Annotated in this window: 13 protein-coding genes and 1 pseudogene; all 14 read left to right on the top strand. The window is 52.2% G+C overall.

What is annotated here, in order from left to right; all coding sequences use genetic code 11:
- The first annotated feature begins 16 nt into the window (after positions 1-16).
- The 14 genes and pseudogenes from U9M73_RS03690 to helD all read left to right on the top strand — a co-directional run bounded on the left by U9M73_RS03690 (position 17) and on the right by helD (position 18,011).
- Positions 17-907, top strand: a complete 891-nt coding sequence (locus U9M73_RS03690) for a carbohydrate ABC transporter permease (RefSeq protein WP_323076335.1) — start codon at positions 17-19, stop codon at positions 905-907.
- A gap of 118 nt (positions 908-1,025) precedes the next feature.
- Entirely contained in the window at positions 1,026-2,720 is a 1,695-nt protein-coding gene (locus U9M73_RS03695; RefSeq protein WP_323076336.1) for a type 2 periplasmic-binding domain-containing protein, read from the top strand.
- A 70-nt stretch (positions 2,721-2,790) separates the two neighbouring features.
- On the top strand, positions 2,791-4,710 hold the full coding sequence (locus U9M73_RS03700) for a cache domain-containing sensor histidine kinase (protein WP_323076337.1): 1,920 nt from the start codon (positions 2,791-2,793) through the stop codon (positions 4,708-4,710).
- Entirely contained in the window at positions 4,685-6,298 is a 1,614-nt protein-coding gene (locus U9M73_RS03705) for a response regulator (protein WP_323076338.1), read from the top strand. The genes U9M73_RS03700 and U9M73_RS03705 overlap by 26 nt, the downstream gene beginning before the upstream one ends.
- A 200-nt stretch (positions 6,299-6,498) precedes the next feature.
- Complete coding sequence (locus U9M73_RS03710) at positions 6,499-8,778, top strand: helix-turn-helix domain-containing protein (RefSeq protein ID WP_260071298.1); 2,280 nt, start codon at positions 6,499-6,501, stop codon at positions 8,776-8,778.
- Positions 8,779-9,045: 267 nt separating this feature from the next.
- On the top strand, positions 9,046-10,008 hold the full coding sequence (locus tag U9M73_RS03715) for an ABC transporter permease (RefSeq protein WP_323076341.1): 963 nt from the start codon (positions 9,046-9,048) through the stop codon (positions 10,006-10,008).
- 15 nt (positions 10,009-10,023) lie between these two features.
- Positions 10,024-10,923, top strand: coding sequence for a carbohydrate ABC transporter permease (locus U9M73_RS03720; protein WP_323076342.1), 900 nt, complete (start codon positions 10,024-10,026; stop codon positions 10,921-10,923).
- A 26-nt stretch (positions 10,924-10,949) separates the two neighbouring features.
- Positions 10,950-12,590, top strand: coding sequence for a type 2 periplasmic-binding domain-containing protein (locus U9M73_RS03725; RefSeq protein ID WP_323076344.1), 1,641 nt, complete (start codon positions 10,950-10,952; stop codon positions 12,588-12,590).
- A gap of 25 nt (positions 12,591-12,615) precedes the next feature.
- Positions 12,616-13,671 (top strand): glycoside hydrolase family 88/105 protein, encoded by a 1,056-nt coding sequence (locus U9M73_RS03730; RefSeq protein ID WP_323076346.1) that lies wholly within the window; start codon positions 12,616-12,618, stop codon positions 13,669-13,671.
- Positions 13,672-13,749: 78 nt separating this feature from the next.
- Entirely contained in the window at positions 13,750-14,100 is a 351-nt protein-coding gene (locus tag U9M73_RS03735; RefSeq protein WP_323076347.1) for a hypothetical protein, read from the top strand.
- A 158-nt stretch (positions 14,101-14,258) separates the two neighbouring features.
- Positions 14,259-14,474 (top strand): annotated as a pseudogene (locus U9M73_RS03740) (SDR family oxidoreductase); the annotation flags it as partial.
- Positions 14,475-14,568: 94 nt separating this feature from the next.
- Positions 14,569-14,745, top strand: coding sequence for a hypothetical protein (locus U9M73_RS03745; RefSeq protein WP_323076348.1), 177 nt, complete (start codon positions 14,569-14,571; stop codon positions 14,743-14,745).
- 172 nt (positions 14,746-14,917) lie between these two features.
- A complete protein-coding gene (locus U9M73_RS03750; protein WP_260071293.1) occupies positions 14,918-15,403 on the top strand; it encodes a nitroreductase family protein in 486 nt (161 codons plus the stop codon).
- A 232-nt stretch (positions 15,404-15,635) separates the two neighbouring features.
- Positions 15,636-18,011: an RNA polymerase recycling motor HelD gene (gene helD, locus U9M73_RS03755; RefSeq protein WP_323076351.1), complete on the top strand. Its 2,376-nt coding sequence runs from the start codon at positions 15,636-15,638 to the stop codon at positions 18,009-18,011.
- Positions 18,012-18,117 lie beyond the last annotated feature (106 nt).

Below are 18,117 nucleotides of genomic sequence, written 5' to 3' on the forward strand. Positions count from 1 at the left end.
CAAGGGGGACCTGCTTATGTTTTCATTACGCCGCAGAACCAAAGGCGATGTCGTTTTCGATACAGTTAACAATTTGGTCATGCTCGTCGTATGTTTTGTCACGCTATATCCGATTTGGTACGTGTTGGTGAACGCTTTTAACGACGGGAAGGACGCGATGCTTGGCGGCATTTATTGGTGGCCGCGGAAGTTCAGCTTTGAGAACTTCGAAGCGGTCTTTGATAATCCCGGCATCATGACGGCGATGGGACTCACCGTTGCCAAGACCGTCATTGGGGTTGTCGCACACGTGTTCTTTACCGCGATGGTCGCGTACGCTTTCTCTCGCAGAGACCTGATTGCAGGAAAGTTCTATATTTTAATGGGAACGATCACGATGATCTTCTCCGGAGGGCTGATTCCAACCTTCCTGCTCATTCGCGATCTGCATATGCTCGATAAGTTTATCGTTTATATCATTCCCGTGTTGTTCAGCTTCTTCGATTTGATCATCTTCATGACCTTCTTCCGGGAGATTCCCGATGGCCTGGAGGAAGCAGCCCGGATCGACGGAGCGAATGATTGGACCGTCTTCCTGCGGGTCGTGCTGCCGGTATCGCTGCCGGTTCTCGCCACCATCGCCTTGTTTCACGGGGTGTATCAGTGGAATGACTATTTTACAGGGATTATCTATGTCAACAACGAGAACCTGCAGCCGATTCAGACATTCCTGTACCGGGTTGTGGCCCAGTCCAGCTCCAATATCATGACGACAGCGGTGCAGGGCAGTGCGATAACCAAAACGGTCACTTCCCAATCGATCAAGTTGGCGACAATGGTCGTGACAACCTTGCCAATCGTATTTGCTTATCCGTTCCTGCAACGCTACTTCGTTAAAGGGATGATGATTGGTTCGATCAAAGGTTAAGAGACCGTCTTTGGCGAATTCGCCATCTCACAGTTGGTAACTCCTCCGAGCCGCATTACGGCGGCTCTGGAGTTGCACATAAATGGAATCACATCAAATGAGAAAAGGGGTAAAAAGCATGGGCATGAAAAGAAAGTCCAAAAAAGTGATGATGCTGCTGATGGCGGCCATCATGGTCCTGTCCCTGGCTGCTTGCGGAGGCAACAGCAATAACAGCAAAGAAAGCGCTAACAACGCTGCTACTAACAGCAACAATACCAGCACGCAGGACACCACCGATCCGGCTGCAACACCATCGGCAGACGAACCGGGATGGAAATCCGATACGTCCCCCATCACCTTCGATTGGTACCTGAACTTTGCTTGGTTCCCGAATAAATGGGGCGTTGATCCAACCTCCCAATACGTCACGAAGAAAACCGGGGTTAATATCAACTTCATCGTCCCTGCCGGGAATGAGAACGAGAAGCTGAACACGCTGATCGCTTCCGGCAAGCTGCCTGATTTCATTACGCTGGGCTGGTGGGAAGACGGCGTGAAGAAAATGATCGAGGGCGGACTTGTGGAACCGCTGAACAAATTGGCTGAACAATACGATCCTTACTTCTTCAAGGTGGCCGACCCGGATAAACTGGGCTGGTACACGCAGCCAGACGGGAACGTATACGGTTATCCGAACTCTTCCTCGTCTCCGAAAGACTATGAGAAATACGGCGACAAATATGTGTCCAACCAAACGTTTGTCGTACGTAAAGATATCTATGAAGCGATCGGCAGCCCGGACATGCGGACTCCGGAAGGCTTCATCGCCGCTCTGAAAGCGGCTCAAGAGAAATTCCCTGAAGTGAATGGCCAGCCGCTGATTCCGCTTGGCTTGCATGAGTTCACGGCTTCCGGCAACGACTCCCTGGAAGGATATTTGCAGAACTTCCTGGCGATTCCGAGAGAGAAAGACGGCAAGCTGTACAACCGCGAAACGGATCCGGAATATATTACTTGGTTGAAAACGCTGCGTAAAGCCAACGAAGAAGGCTTGTTGGCGAAGGACATCTTCATCGACAAACGCGCTCAAATGGAAGAAAAAATTGCGCAAGGCCGTTACTTCGCAATGCTGTATCAACGCACCGACTTTGCAGCTCAACAAGGTACCTTGTATCAACAAGATCCAAACAAGATTTACATCGCCGTGGACGGTCCGGCTAACTCCAAACTGGATCCGCCTACATTAAACGGCCCTTCGATCTCCGGCTGGACAGTCACCCTGATCTCTAAGGATGTGAAGGATAAAGCTCGCGCGATCAAATTCCTGACGTACCTGATGAGTGAGGAAGGACAGAAAGACCTGTATCTGGGTGAAAAAGGCGTCAGCTACGATACCATTGACGGGAAAGATCAATTCAAACCGGAAGTCTTCGATCTCATGAACAAGGATCGTTCCGCTTTCGATAAGCAATATGGCTCCTCCTTCACGTTCTGGATGATGCAAGATACGAACATTATCCAACAATGGCAGCCTGAATCGGTAGAACCGTACAAACAATTGGAAGACTGGACTCGCGGTAAAACGATAAGCGTATCCGAGTTCGACCTGCTTGATCCGCTGGCAAACTCGGAAGAAGGCATCATCCTCAGCAAAATCAAGGATCTTCGCGGCAAAACATTGCCGAAGCTGTTGATGGCATCGTCCGAGGCTGAATTCGATAAGATCTGGGCGGATTACATCAAGAAGCAAGAAGATCTGGGGCTTGCCAAAGTCCAAGCGTTCCAGCAAACTAAGTATGAAGAGAACAAGAAAAAACTTGGCATGCAATAATCGTTAATGCCCCAAAAATGCCCGCATTTCGCGGGCTTTTGGGCTTTTATTCAAAGGAGTCGCTCGGCATATGGGAAGAAGCAAACCTTGGACAGCATGGTGGGAGTCATTTAAGTATTGGTTTGGGCGCCGCTCACTTCAGAGCCGCCTGCTCGCTTCGTATATCTTTATCATCTTGGGACCCAGCGCGCTGGTGTCCTATTATTCCTATGGATTGATCAACAATATGTATATCCGTGATGCCGAGGACAAGAACAACTCGTTGCTGGAGATGGAAATCCAGCATATCGAGACGCAGATTGAATCGATGGTACGGGCGGTGCAGGTCGCCTATGATGATATCGAAGTTCGAGATTATCTTGCGAATACCACCGAGCCCGGAACCGAGGAACTGGTGAATTTCAGTAACCACAGCTTCAAAAGCCTAACACGCATTCAATATTACAACCCGAATGTGGAGCATTTACGCCTGTTCTCAAGCAGCAACGTAACCGAAATTTGGCCGATCTTTTTCCGGGAGAACCGGGTAGCGGATGAGCCGTGGTATCAAGAAGCGAAGGAATTAAAGGGCATGGAGTCTTGGTCGTTCTTGCACACTGATCCGGACATCATGGAACGGTACCAAGGGCAGACCCCCGCCCCAACGCCCAAAGTGTCGCTGCTGCGGGAAATGAGCATTCCGGCAAATCATCATGTCGGAATGGTGCAGGTGGATATGCTGCTCGAGAAGTTCAGTCCAAGAACTTACGCGGCGGCTCCGAACAGTGAATCGCAAATGGTGCTGATGGACAACAAAGCTCAAATATTTACCCGCGCTCAGAGCTCCTATCTCCAAGCGAATCCGGGGTTGGAGCAGGCGATCCGGGAACGCCTGATGCGCTTTAAGGAGACCGGGGTTTGGGATATTCATTATAAGGAGAACGGAAAATCATTTCTGCTGCTGCACAAGCCCATCGAGCGAATCAACGCGGATTTGGTGAATGTCGTCTCGATGGACGGCGTGTTTAAAGAAATTTCACATATGCGAAATATTTTGATTGGCGCCAATATCGGATTTATTACGTTGGTAACGGTCATTGCTTATATCCTCAATGCGTTTATCCTGAAGAATCTCCGCGTGCTGACCGAAGAGATGAAGAAAGTCCGGCGCGGTGAGGCCTACAGCGGCATCACGATCCGCGGCGGCGGCGAGGTTGGGGAGTTGGCGCATCATTTTTCCAAGCTGATGAACACCATTAATACGCTGGTGGCTCAAGCCGTATACAAAGAAGCGCTCACGAAAGAAGCGGAGCTGCGTACGCTTCACAATCAGATTGATGCCCATTTTTTGTATAATACGTTAGAGAACATTAAAATGCTGGCCGAGATCGAAAATCAAAGACAAATCTCGGATGCGCTGACTTCTCTCGGAGGCATGATGCGGTACAATTTCAAATGGTCCGGGGAGTACGTCAAGCTGCGGGATGAGCTTCGCCACATCGAAAATTATATCGATGTGATGAATATCCGGTTTGATGAACCGATCGAGCTGCGGCTGGATATTCCGAGTGATCTCCTGGATATGGAGATGCTTAAAATGTCGCTTCAACCAATCGTCGAAAATGCGGTGAAGCACGCTTGGGCAGGGGATGAGACGGGGCCGCGGAACATCTCGATTCAGGTGCAGGAATTGCCGCAAAGCGACATCCGAATCGTTGTCACAGACAACGGTAGAGGGGTCGACGAAGCTTCGCTGTCCGAACTGAACCTGGAATTGGATAAGGTGGGGCTTACGGATAAGGTTCCGGGGAATTTTGCGCCGAAGTCGCCAAACCAATACGGGATTGGCCTTCGCAATGTTCAAGAGCGCATTCGGTTATATTATGGTAAACAATACGGCCTGAAGGTTTTCAGCGATCAAGGACAGTACACGGAGGTAGTGATGATTATGCCGAAGGTGCTGTTAACAGGGAGGGGTGGCACAGATGATAAAACTACTGATCGTGGATGACGAGAAAAATATCCGGCTCGGACTAAAAACCATGATTGAACGCGAATTCCCGGACCAATACGAACTGACCACGGCAGCTCAAGGGGCGGAAGCCCTTGAATTGTACCGGGCCCACGGCGCGGACATTATCATAACGGATATTCGGATGCCCGTGATGGATGGGATTGCGCTGATCGAGAATGTGTCAGAAGGACCGCAGCCGGCCGAGCAAGCCGGTCGGCCTCAGATCATTATCCTCAGCGGTTACGAGGACTTTAGATATGCCAAGGCGGCGATCCGGTACCAGGCTGTCGACTATCTGTTGAAGCCGATCCGCCGCGATGAACTGTTTTCCGCGCTGCGCAAATGCCAGGACAATCTGGCGAAGCGCTCCCAATTGGCGGAGCAATTGGCCGCTACGGAGAACTACCGGATGCAGGTTCAGTCCGTTCGCCTGCAGGAGCTTCTGCTGCAACGGGAATTGGCCGCGGAGGATCTTGGCGTCTGGAGTTCCGAAATCGGTTTCGATCAATATACCGTCCCCTTTTCGGTTGCGGCGTTGACGTACAAGAACGTGGACGGAAGCCGGATGAAGAAAGAGGATTTGAAGTCGCTCGCGCAGCATATGTTTGAAAGCGTGGACGGCGTACTTAGCGCTTCCCTGCTGGATCTTGAAGGGCGAATGATCCTTGTCGGGGGGCCGCGCAGCAAGTTTGAGGATTTGTCGCTCCTGGCGGCGGAACGTGAGCTTGACGGGATGTTGATCGGTGTCAGCCAGGAGGGGAGCCGGCTCACGGATCTGCCGTTGTGCTACCACCAGGCGTGCGAATCGCTGAAATACACCTTTATTTATCCGAAGACTCGATTGATCTGGTATGAGGACTTGCAGATGAAGCGGTTGTCTTATCCCGTGCCGAGGGAGGCCATCCGTAAGCTGGGCAATATCCTGGGCACGAACCGGGAGAAGGAGATAGGAGCGCTCCTCCATGAGATTTTTCGGGTTGACCAGTTGCCTGAGATCGATATGTCATACCTGGAAGCGGTCAGCCGGCATATGAATGAGGAGGTGCTGGACGAAGTGTTCCGCGTGTACGGCGAAGCCTCCGTCGACGTGCTGAAGCTGTATCGCAAAGTGGGAGACATGTCGAACTTCTGCCATTTTCACGACTACTTCCGGTCGCTGGAGCAGCTGTTGTCAGACCTCGACGAATACATTAAGGAGATCCGATCCGCTCATAGTGAGCACGGAGATATGAAAGAAGCGGTGGCGTATATCGAGAGCCATTACGACCGGCAACTGAACATGGCGATCGTCAGCAACCATGTATCCCTGAATTACTCCTATTTCAGCGAGGCGTTTAAGGCGTATACTGGCGAAAGCTTTGTGACCTACTTGAAAAAAGTAAGAATCCGCAAAGCGAAGGAACTGCTCGGAAAGGGTTGGCTGAAGCTGTCGGAAATCAGCAATGCCGTCGGGTTCGAGAACACCCGTCATTTCTCCCGCGTCTTCAAAGAACTGGAGGGCGTGTCTCCGCAGGAGTATCGAGACAAGTTAGTGGCCGGCAACGCCCGGTTCGCAGGAGCCGACCTCCCCACGGACGGCGAGTGAAAATCCGATTCATCAGGCTCGTACCTATAGGGTGCGGGCTTTTAATTTTTTTGGAGAATGATTAGATTTTAGATGATAGAAATAGACCCTAAGAGCACCGATGTTGTATAATTTATCCAAGTGTGCGATGAAAGCGCTTTATTTCCTTGGCCCAGAAGTCTGCTGCGGAAAAGACCATTTCGGAGGGGATGAAGGGGAAGATGAAACGGATTCCGATGATGCTTCAGTTGGGAATCATCCTGTTCTGCGTCATGGCGGTTCCTGCGATCATTCTGACGTTGTACAGCGGTACGCAGATTTTGCGGTACTCAGAAAAGGCGATTGCAGAATCTTCCCTGGCGGGGCTGGATGCGAACCGAAGGCTCAATGAAACGGCCTTAAATAATCTGGCGCAAGATACGGTCCGTCTGACTGCGAACCGGGTATTTGACCGCATTCGTTCGTTCGAAACTTATGCTCAGCTGCAGGAGAACTATCAACATGTCAGCCAAGCCCTGGTCGTGCTCCGGGAACTGGTGAATTTGAATCATCGGGTGAACGGGGTGTATTCCTCTTATTTCTACCTGAGTGACGCGAATTATGTGATCTCAACCGACAAGGGCATCACAACACTGGACCGCTATGAATCGATAGACTGGCTGGATGAAGCGTTGGCCGGGCGCCGAGGGATTAGCGGCGTATGGTTCCCGCGCAAGCTGGCCACTGGGGAGACCGTTGTATCTTATGTCTTGCCGCTCAGCCGCTTGTCCACGACAACCCGCGGCACCATCGTAGTCAACTTGCGGGAAAGCCAGATTGGGACGTATTTACAGTCCACTGAACCTGGGGAGCAAGGTTATATGCTGCTGGACGCGGACGGGACGATCCTATCGCATAACGATAAGTCACTGCTGCTTACCGATGGGCGCAATCAACCTTATATTCAGAAGATTCTGGAGAGCAAAGCGGAGGAAGGGTATGCCTTCCATGAGCTGGACGGGGAGCGGCTGTTATATACGTGGTCCCATTCCAAGCTGTTTGACTGGTGGAATGTTAACGTCTATTCCATGGACGCGCTGATGACCAAAACGAATAAGCTGCAGCACAATATCGTTTGGCTGACGGCTGTCGTTATATTTGCCGGCTCAGTGCTGACGGTGTTTCTCGCGACTTGGCTGTCCAAGCCGCTGCGCGAATTGGTGAGGACCGTAAGATCCCGCGGCAGCCGGGGGGTATCGGACAAAAATGAACTGGCCTTCCTCAACTCGGTTTTCAACCGGATGCAAGAGGAAGAGGAGCAGCTCTATAAGCTTCTGCGGGAACGGGAGCAGGATGCCCGCAGTCTGGCGGTTCACCGTTTGCTGCGAGGGGAAGAGGTGCAACACGTCGAAGAGATGTTTCCCGAAGCTTATTACCTGGTGGCCGTTCTCTCGATTGACCGGTACCGAAGCTATGTGGACGCGACGAACCCGGAAACCCGCAGCTATCACCGGTATCTGATCGTCACCCATAGCGAAACTGTGTTTCCACCAGGGATATCGGCGCGGTGCGTTTATCAAGGCGAGGGATGCTTCGCCGTGGTGGTCAATTTCGGAGAAGGAGAAGCGGATGGCGGATACGAAGGGATGAAGGAAGCGCTGGGGACGCTTAGCCAGTATGCAGGCAATTTGCTGGGTCATTCCGTGACCGTAGGCGTTAGCAGCCGGACGGAGAGCTGCTCCGAGCTTCAGGATCGGGCAGCGGAGGCGATGGAAGTCATCAAGCAGCGTATGGTGAGCGGTGGCGGCGGGATCTCCTTCTGGAGCGAGGAGGATGAATGTGGGCGCGGCAAGCATTATCTTTATCCCGCGGATAGCGAGAGGCGGATTCTCAATTACTTGGCTGCGGGTGAGCTTGAGCGCCTGATGGAGGAATTAACGGTGATTCGTCAGGAAATTCAATCGTCCCCGTCGATTTCCTACGACAACATCATGTTTATATATCATCAGTTGGTTGGGGTTACGATTAAGCAGCTCCGGGAAAATCAAATCAATCCGACGCGGATTTTTGCCGGGCGGGGCAACATCTATTCCTCCATCGCGTCCATGGACACTTTGGATGAGTTGGATGCGTATATGCGCGAGTTCTACCGCGATATTCTCCAGTACCTGGCCCGCAAGCCAGAGAGCGATGCGGGGTATGGGGAACGCATTCTTCGTTACTTGGATTCGCATTATTGCGAAGAAATCGTATTTGAGGAGATGGCCAAAGAGATTGGCATCAGTTATTCCTATATGCGCAAGATCGTTTACGAGATGACGGGGACCAGCTTGATCGATTACATTAACCTGCGGCGCATCGAGAAAGCGAAGGAGCTGCTGTTGGAGTCCGGGATGACGGTGAAGCAGATTGCGGCGGAAGTGGGTTACGGGAACGTCCAGAGCTTTAACCGGTTTTTCCGGAAATATGAAGGGATGCCGCCGAGCGGTTACAAGGCAAGCAAGCTGCGGAGCTCGGGATAGATACGGTGGAGCTGTATTGCTTCGGAGAGAGCCGAGGCATATAGCTCCATTTTTGCTACAACCTATCAAATTTGATCTTTTTGCTGCAGGAAACAAGCGATTTGCAGGCTTTAGAATCAAAAATGAAGCTTAGTATCAAAACTCATGATTTACGGCGGCCGGGCGGGGCGGTATGATTTGACACAAACTCACCATCGCTAAACCGCAAGATGAGATGGAACCGAGTCCGAAACGAGCCAGGCCAGAATGTACGAGGAGGTGAATGTTATGAAATTTGTAAGCGCTTCAAATGTGAAGTCCAAGCCAAAGCTGGACCCTTCGTTAGGTCGGGGGGCCGCATTTTATCTTCGGCGGGACTGGGAGCTTTATGTGCTGCTACTGATTCCGTTGTCCTTTGTATTGCTGTTCAAATACGCACCGATGTCCGGGCTTGTGCTTGCCTTTAAAGACTATAAAATCGCTCGGGGGTTCTGGGGCAGCGAATGGGTGGGCTTTGAAGTGTTTGCCGAGATCTTCGGAAAACACGACTTCGGTCGCGCCGTCCGTAATACGTTATTGCTGAATACGCTGGACCTGGTTTTTAGCTTCACGATTCCCGTGCTTCTTGCCATCCTGCTCAATGAAATTAAGAACGTGAAGTTCAAACGGATTAATCAGACGCTGCTCTATCTGCCGCACTTCCTGTCTTGGATCATTATCGGTGCCATCGCATATCAACTGCTCAGCGAAAGTAACGGCGTCATCAATAATCTGATTGCGATGATGGGCGGTACGCGGATTCCCTTCCTGCAAGAAGATTACAACTGGTTAGTCAGTTATCTGGCCATTGGCGTGTGGCAAAGCATGGGCTGGGGAACGATCATCTATCTGGCCTCCATGAGCGGCATCAACCCCGAGCTGTATGAGGCAGCTACCGTGGACGGCGCCGGAAGGTGGCGGAAAGTATGGAATGTAACGCTGCCTTCGATTCGCCCAACGATCGTGACGCTGCTCATTATGAATTTGGGGCGGATCATGGAAGGATCTTTTGAACGGATCTTTGCCTTGCAAAATAAAGCGACCACGGAATTCACGACGACGATCCCGGTTCTGGTGTACCGCTGGGGGATTGAGAGCGGGAACTTCAGCCGCGCCACCGCGCTGGGGCTGTTCCAGTCCGTCATTGGACTCGCGCTCGTGCTGATGGCCGATCGGGTCGCCAAGAAGCTTGGCGAAGACGGGTTGCTCTAAGAAAGGAGGCGAACCATGAAAGCATCCGCAAACACGCTGTCGCTGCGCCGCAGCAAACGCTATGATATCTGGGATGTCCTCATCCATCTCGCTATTGTTCTCGCCTCGCTCGTATGCCTGCTGCCGTTTCTCCACGTCGTCGCCAAATCGTTAAGCGATGATGCGTATGTCATTGCAAACAAGGTGTTCTTATGGCCCGAAGGGTTTACCTTGGAGGCGTACCGTAAAATTTTTGCCGACGCCAGCATCCTGCGCTCCTTGTACGTGTCGGTGGTGGTGACGATGCTGTTTACCCTGCTTGGCATGATCATTACGGTTTGTGCAGCTTATCCCTTATCCCGTAAGCAGCTGAAGGGCCGCACGACGTTGACCTTCCTCTTTATGTTCACCTTGTACTTCAGCGGCGGGATCATTCCCGAATACATGCTGATTAGCAATCTCGGCATGCTGGATACGTGGTCGGCGCTCATTCTGCCGCAGGCGTTCAGCGCCTTTAACCTGCTGATCATGAAGACGGCGATCTCCAGCAGCATTCCGGTCAGTCTGGAGGAATCGGCGCGGATCGACGGTGCGGGGCATTTCCGCATCCTGTGGAGCATCGTGCTCCCGCTCTCCAAGCCGATCCTGGCTACGTTGTCGCTGTTTTACGCGGTTGGCCGCTGGAACGCTTATCAAGACGCTCTTTTTTACATTAAACAACGGGTGGATTTACGGCCATTGCAGCTCAAATTGTATTACCTGGTCATTCAGGCGAGCGAAAGCTTCCAACTGGAAGCCACACAAGTATCGTTAAGCAATCCCGAGGTACTCAAAGCCTCGTGTGTTGTATTCGCTACCCTGCCGATCTTGTTCGTGTATCCATTCATCCAGAAGTATTTCGTCCAGGGGGTCATGCTCGGGGCGGTTAAGGAGTAGCCATCTATTCATTAGGGGGAATCGATATGGGTAAAAGGTTCACTTGGATCTTAAGTTTGGTGATGATCGTTGGTTTATTGTCAGGCTGTATGGGAGGCAGCAGCAAGAGCGCCAATTCGGACAACAACACCACGGAGCCGTCTCCTTCCTCCAACACAAACACCGATGGCAAATATCCCGATTATTCGGCTGGTTTTCCTGAGAGGGTCACGCTTGAGCTTCCTGTTTATGAAAGGGCTTTCGAAGGCTGGAACGTGACCGACAACTACTACACGCGTTGGATTCAACAAGAATTCGGCGATAAGTACAACGTTGACGTGAAATTTATTCCGATCACCCGCAGTAACGAGGTAACGGATTATGAGCAGCTGCTGGCTTCGCATAAGGCGCCGGATATTATTTTCCATTATGATATGCCTCAGGCTTTGGCCTACTACGGGGAAGGCGTGATGCAGGAGCTGGATTGGAACGAAATCGCGCATTATGCGCCGACATATTGGAAAACGATGGGGGACACCATTCAAAAGTACGGGGTAGTCGATAAGAAAAACGTGTTCTTCTTCGGCGAGCGCCCCAGCTTGGACAGCTTCACGACACTGATCCGCAAGGATTGGGTTGAGAAGGTAGGAATGAAGGTCGAAGATCTGACTTCCCTCGAAAAATATAATGAGTTGCTGGGCAAATGGCGTGATGCAGGCCTTGGCGTCGGCGGCGAAACGTTGAAAAAGAACAACTACACGTTTAACTACGCGTTCCGCGATTGGCCGATCGACGAGAAATACCGTGCTCTTTACTCCGACTTGGGCGTTGCCGATCTGACCACCGCCGATACGGAGCGTTACTTGCGCAACCTGAACTATCAATACAATAACGGCCTGATTGATAAAGAATTTTATCTGCGCGACGACGAGAACAAAGCCAAGGCTGAATTTGTAGCAGGGAAAACCGGTACCTTCAGCTTCTATCTCTCCAGCAACACTGACGTAATCACCTCGACCTTAAAAAATAATCCGGATGCCGAGTTCGCGGTACTGGACCCGCAAGCCGGGGTACCGGAGGGACGGAAGCCGCAGGGACGCGCTTACTGGCCGTTTGGGATGATCATGGGCATCAACTATGAATCCTCTGACATGGAACGCGCCGCGGTGTGGATGTATCTGGAATGGATGAGCCAGCCAGAGAACCTGTTCTTCCTGCAAAACGGTGTTGAGGGCCAAAACTATACGTTGGATGCCGATGGAATCGCGGTGAAAAATCCGGATTTTAAAGGGGAATCCGTCCTCTCGCAAAATAACAACAAAGACTACTGGTGCCTTGTGGTTGAAACGGTGAAATACGATGATCCGGTAAAAATGCGTGAAGCGTACCTCCGCAGCATGTCGGCTCCAGGGTATGAAAATTTGGCGAAGGATTCGTTAGCTTTTTACGACAAGTATGCGGAGTACCGCACACCGGACGCCTTGTTCAGCGTGGTGCTTGAGAAAGTGAATGAATATAAGGCAGATCTGAATTCGCTGTTCCAGGAGCTGTATGTCAAGATTGCGATCGCGCCGGAAAGCGAGTTCGACGCCACCTACGAGGCCGCGAAGAAAACGTACCTTAATGCGGGTTACCAGGAGATTTTGGATGAGAAGCAAGCGGCGATTGATGCCGGGAACTTCAAGTAGGAGTTAGCCGTTCACACGAAGGGAGATGGAAAGATTGAAACTAAAGGCAGCCCCTTCCGAGTTGAAGCAAATTGCCGGGCGCATCGTGGAGTACACCTTCGGGATGGACCTGACCTGGGATTGGCCGTGCGGCGTGGCTTATTACGGGATCAGCCGGGCCTTTGAAGCGACAGGGGAGAAGGCCTATGTGGAGCGAATGGCCCAGTGGTGCGACGAGTACATCGACGCCGGACTTCCGGTGTGGACTGTAAATTCCTGCGCGATGGGGCATATGCTGCTGACGTTATATGAACAAACGAAGGAGCAGAAATATCTCGATCTGATCCTGAGCAAAATCGACTATCTGCAGAACCAAGCTCCCCGTTTCGGGGACCGGGTGCTTCAGCATACGGTATCTGCGGGCAATGATTTTCCGGAGCAATGCTGGGCAGATACGTTGTTTATGGCGGCGTATTTTATGCTGCGTACCGGTATCCTGCTGGGCGAGAAGCCGCTCATCGATGATGCGCTGCATCAGTTCTTCTGGCATATCAATTACTTGCAGGACGAGGACACCGGGCTCTGGTATCATGGGTACAATCACATCGGCAAAGATCATATGTCCGGGATCTACTGGGGGCGCGCCAACGCTTGGGCTGCGTACACGATGTCCCGTGCGGCCAAGATTTTGCCGGAAGCTTATTTGTATCCGCCAATGATGCATATATGGAGCTCTTTGCGTGATCAGCTTGCTGCGTTGAAAAAATTACAGCACGAGGACGGTTTATGGGGCACGGTGCTGGATTACCCGGACGCTTACGGTGAAGTGTCCGCTACGGCGGGCATCGCGGCGGCGATGGTCATCCAGGGCAATCCGCTGCATGCCAAATATGTGCAGAAAGCGTTGGAGGGCGTGCTCAAGAACGTCACCGATCGCGGGCGGGTGCTCAACGTTTCCGGCGGGACCGCAGTGATGAAGGACATCGAAGGATATCTGGGCATCGATAAGAAATGGGCCCAGGGCTGGGGGCAAGGGCTGACGCTGGCCTTGCTGGCGGCTGTTCTCGAAGACGACGGCTTGGATGAGCTTGGTAGAAGTTGATTTTTTGCTAGTCTTAGTATACATTTGTATACATAACAAAAATAACGTATACGAATGTATACAATAAGGAGGAGCCACATGCGAGACGGTAGACACGAACCCGGAGGGCGTTATGAACGCGTTCATCATGAGCATCGGGATGGGCGAGGACACGGTAGAGAGGAGAAGCGAAGATTTCATGAGGAAGCCGAGCCGCAGCTGCGCAGCGCCCAAACCTTTAGGCGCGGCAAGGCGATTGCCTTTCTGGAACGGATGCAAATTAAACGCGAAACCTTGCAGAGGCAGCTAAGTCAGGCGGAATTTGAGGCGATTAAGCCGGTGATTAGCGGAGAGCTGAAAGCGGTTGACGAGTTGATTCAGGAGTTTATCCATCTGTTTGGCCTGCACGAAATGAAGGATGGAACGGATGGCTCCGACGAACAAGCGTAGCTGAAAGGATCGGATAGCGAGATGTGGAAGGGGCGTACCAGCTTCGTTATTGCCCATCGGTTAAGCACCATTCAGGATGCGGATCTGATCGTTATCATTAACGGCGGGAACGTGGAAAAGTTGCGGTCGTCACAGGTGCAGCATCCGGAATGGGCAAAGCGATCGCGCCAGGCGCGGTACAAACGAACATTGGTTCAACCCTTACGGCGATCAATCCGTTTGGCATGGAGCGGGCGCAAGTCTGAATCGGTGTAAATCCCGGCGCGGGCCAACCTGAGGAAATTGCCAAGGTAGCCTTGTTCCTCGCTTCCGATGATTCGAGCTTCGTTAACGGTACGACGGTTACGGCGGATGCCGGATGGACGGCGTATTAAGCCATTCGCTTACATAGGAATAAAAAAGGGCTTTAGGCCGCAACCTATCGCACATAAGCAGGCCTAACATGAAAGGCAGAAGGAGTGTGCATAGGTGATGGCGAATCCATCCAAAGATACGTCCAAAGCAGCCCGGGAGCAAACCCCGGAAAAGAAGCGGGCAACCCCCGTAAAACGTGCCGAGGATACGGAATTTGCCGATGAATTGACCCAAAGCGATATTCAATCGGCTTTTAAAAATCCGGTCACCGGTGAGGAACGTTTGTACTAGGCGACAATAGATTCTCGACTCAAGGCAGCCCTGTTTTGTTCGGGGCTGTCTTTTGTTTTGAGGGTGTAGATCTGGGCGAGCTTGACTTTTGCTCAGGATATGTATAAAAACAAGAGGGAGAGTTTAAGGTCATTTATTCCATTTGTTCGTTACTTAAGGAGGTACATACCCAATGTCTACGATCGATTTGATCAAAAGCCGGAGAAATATAAAAGCGTTCAAACCCGACCCGATTGATGAGGAAGCACTCATGGGCTGGCTGGAAGCTGCAAGCTACGCGCCAAACCATCGCTTTAACGAGCCGTGGGAGCTATTGCGCGTTGGACCGGAGACGCGAGCGAAGCTGAAGCATAAGAGTGATTTCTGGGGAGCTCCCGTTGTGATCGCGTTGTTGTCCAAGCCGGGAGCCACTCCGCTCGCGCGGGATGAGAATGTGATGGCTGCCGCTTGTTTTGCACAAAACTTTTTGCTGGCTGCTCATGAAGCAGGTGTCGGTACGTTCTGGTCATCCGTCGGAAGTTCGGCGCAAAACCGGGAAGTGCTTGGTGTACCCGAAGGCTACGAGGTCATTGGCGTATTTGGGATCGGGTATCCGGCCGAAATTCCGGAGGCCAAGCCAAGAACACCCATCGCGGAAAAAATCAAGACGCTGCCGTAACCCTTATAGATGCGTAAATGCCCAAAGCCGCCTTTGCTCCAATTGGAGAGGGGCGGCTTTGGGCATTTTTTCATATTGATAAACGCAAAAAATTGATAAACGCAAAAAAGCGTGCTATATTGGTATAGCATGCGCGCAAATTTAATGTATAAATTTAAATTTTCCCTAATTTTATTCTACAGAAAAAAGAGCGCCGCGTCAACCCCCATTTTTACAAAAAGGAGTGCTGGTTATGGAGAAGGAGCTTCACCAAGAGCTGGAGCGGGAGCAGGAACGGTTGGACCGTGTCATGGAAGTCCTCGCAGAGAGCATTGGCGAACTGGAGGAGGATACCTCACGCCGCAGAAAGGAGGTTGTCGAGTTCCGCAAGCATTTCTGGGAGGACGTCACGGTGAACGTGGATAATTTCGACGATTTTCTGGAAACGGTGATCAGCTTGCGCCAGCAGGCCGAAGTATTGTCATTAAGCCAAAGCAGCCATCGCCAAGCCTCCAAACGCCGGGCGGCGCTGCTGCGGATGCAGGAGAACCCCTACTTCGGACGGATCGATTTTGCGGAGGAAGGGGAGCCGGAGACGGAACGGGTCTATATTGGCGTATCTTCTTTAATGGATCCAAGCGGGGAGAAGTTTCTAATCTACGATTGGCGGGCTCCCATCTCCAGCGTGTATTACGATTACGGGCCGGGTCCAGCCCAGTATAATACGCCCGGCGGGACGATCCGCGGGGAACTGAAGCGGAAATGGCAGTATCTCATTCGCCGCGGACGGATTGAATCGATGTTTGACACCTCGCTGACGATTGGGGACGAGGTGCTGCAGCAGGTGCTCGGGCGTACGGCCAATACGCAGATGCGCAGCATCGTGGCTACGATCCAGCAGGAGCAGAACCGGATCATCCGGCATGATCAAGGCCGGTTGCTGATCGTGCAAGGCGCCGCCGGCAGCGGGAAAACGTCCGCGGCGTTGCAGCGGATCGCGTATTTGCTGTACAAATACCGCGAACGGATGACGGCCGATCAGATCGTGTTATTTTCACCCAATGCGATGTTTCAGACTTACGTATCCGGCGTGCTTCCCGAGCTTGGAGAGGAAAATATGCAGCAGGTGACGTTCCAGGAATACCTGGATCACCGGCTTAGCAAGATGTTCGAGGTCGAGGATGCTTACGCGCAGTTGGAATACGTGCTGACGGCGAAGGAGGATCCGGATTACCAGGCGCGATTGGCCGCAATCCGGTTGAAGGCGTCGGTGTCTTTCTTCGAGGCGATTCAGGCTTACCGGTCGTCCTTGGAGCAAGGCGGCATGAAGTTCCAGCCGATCCAATTCCGCGGGGAGACCTTGGTGTCGGCGGAAGAAATGGCAGAGCGTTTTTACGGCGGGGAGGAGTCCCTGAGAATGTCCGGGCGGATCGAACGGCTGACGACATGGCTGAATGAACGTATAGGCGAGATCGAGAAGCAGGAGCGCCGCAAGCCCTGGGTGCAGGACGCGATTGAGCTGCTCAGTAACGAACAATACGAACGGGCCTATGAGCGGATTCGGAAAAAATACGGCTTAACCGAGGATTCCGACGAGGAGATCGATGGCGAACGCTTGGCGAGGGAGCTTGCACGTATGGTCGTGCGCAGAAAGCTGAAGCCGATCCGAGAACAGATCCGGGAACTGCGGTTTATCGATCTGACCGGGGTGTATAAGCAGCTCTTTGAAGATCCAACTCATTCCGGTGCTTGGCTGGAGACGGAGACGCCGGAGGTTCGAGATGCCTGGTCGGAGATCTGCCGCATCACAGTTCAGAGCCTCGATAAGGGCAAGTTGTTTTATGAGGATACGACACCATTTTTGCTACTGCATGAACTGATTCTTGGGTTCCAGGCGAACGTATCCATCCGCCATGTCTTGATTGATGAGGCCCAGGATTACTCCCTGCTTCAGTTTGAGTTTATCAAAAGACTGTTTCCGGCCGCGAAACTGACGGTACTCGGCGATTTTCATCAGGCGATCTTTGCTCATGCCGCTGAAACGGCGGATTTCCAGGGATTGCTGCGTCTCTATGGACCAGAGCAAACGGAGACGATCCAGTTGCGGCGAAGCTATCGGTCGACCCGGCCGATCGTCGAGTTTACGCGGAGCTTAATCCCCGGCGGCGAACACATTGAACCGTTTGACCGAAACGGAGAGCTGCCGGTGCTGACGCAGGTGGCTGATTCGGATGAGTTGCACCGGCGTATTGAAGCCAGAGTCGCTGAATTGAAAGAGCAAGGGGCAGCTACGATCGCGATCATCTGCCGGTCGGCAGCGGAGAGTGCAGCCGCTTATGAGGACTTGCGGGGAGACCGAATCGCCGAGCTCAAGCTGGTCACCCGTGATTCAGTCGAATACAAGCAAGGCGTGGTGGTCATCCCTGCTTATTTAGCCAAAGGCATCGAGTTCGACGCGGTGATCCTTTACGATGCTTCGGCAAGCTGTTATGGAGAGGAAAACGTGCGGAGATTGTTTTATACGGCGTGCACCCGGGCAATGCATCATTTGCAGTTGTTTAGTGTAGGTGCAGCAAGTCCGTTTATGGAGCCGGCGATTACCCAGGGGCTTGTGTTGGTTGAGCAGTAAGGCGGGAGAAGCCAAGGATGAATTAGGCGTGATCCCATTGACATCTCGTTATAGGAGGAATATATTGGAAGTAGTAAGTAGTAAGTAGTAAGTAGTAAGTGAATGG

It is taken from the genome of Paenibacillus phoenicis (assembly GCF_034718895.1).
Lineage (GTDB): Bacteria > Bacillota > Bacilli > Paenibacillales > Paenibacillaceae > Fontibacillus > Fontibacillus phoenicis.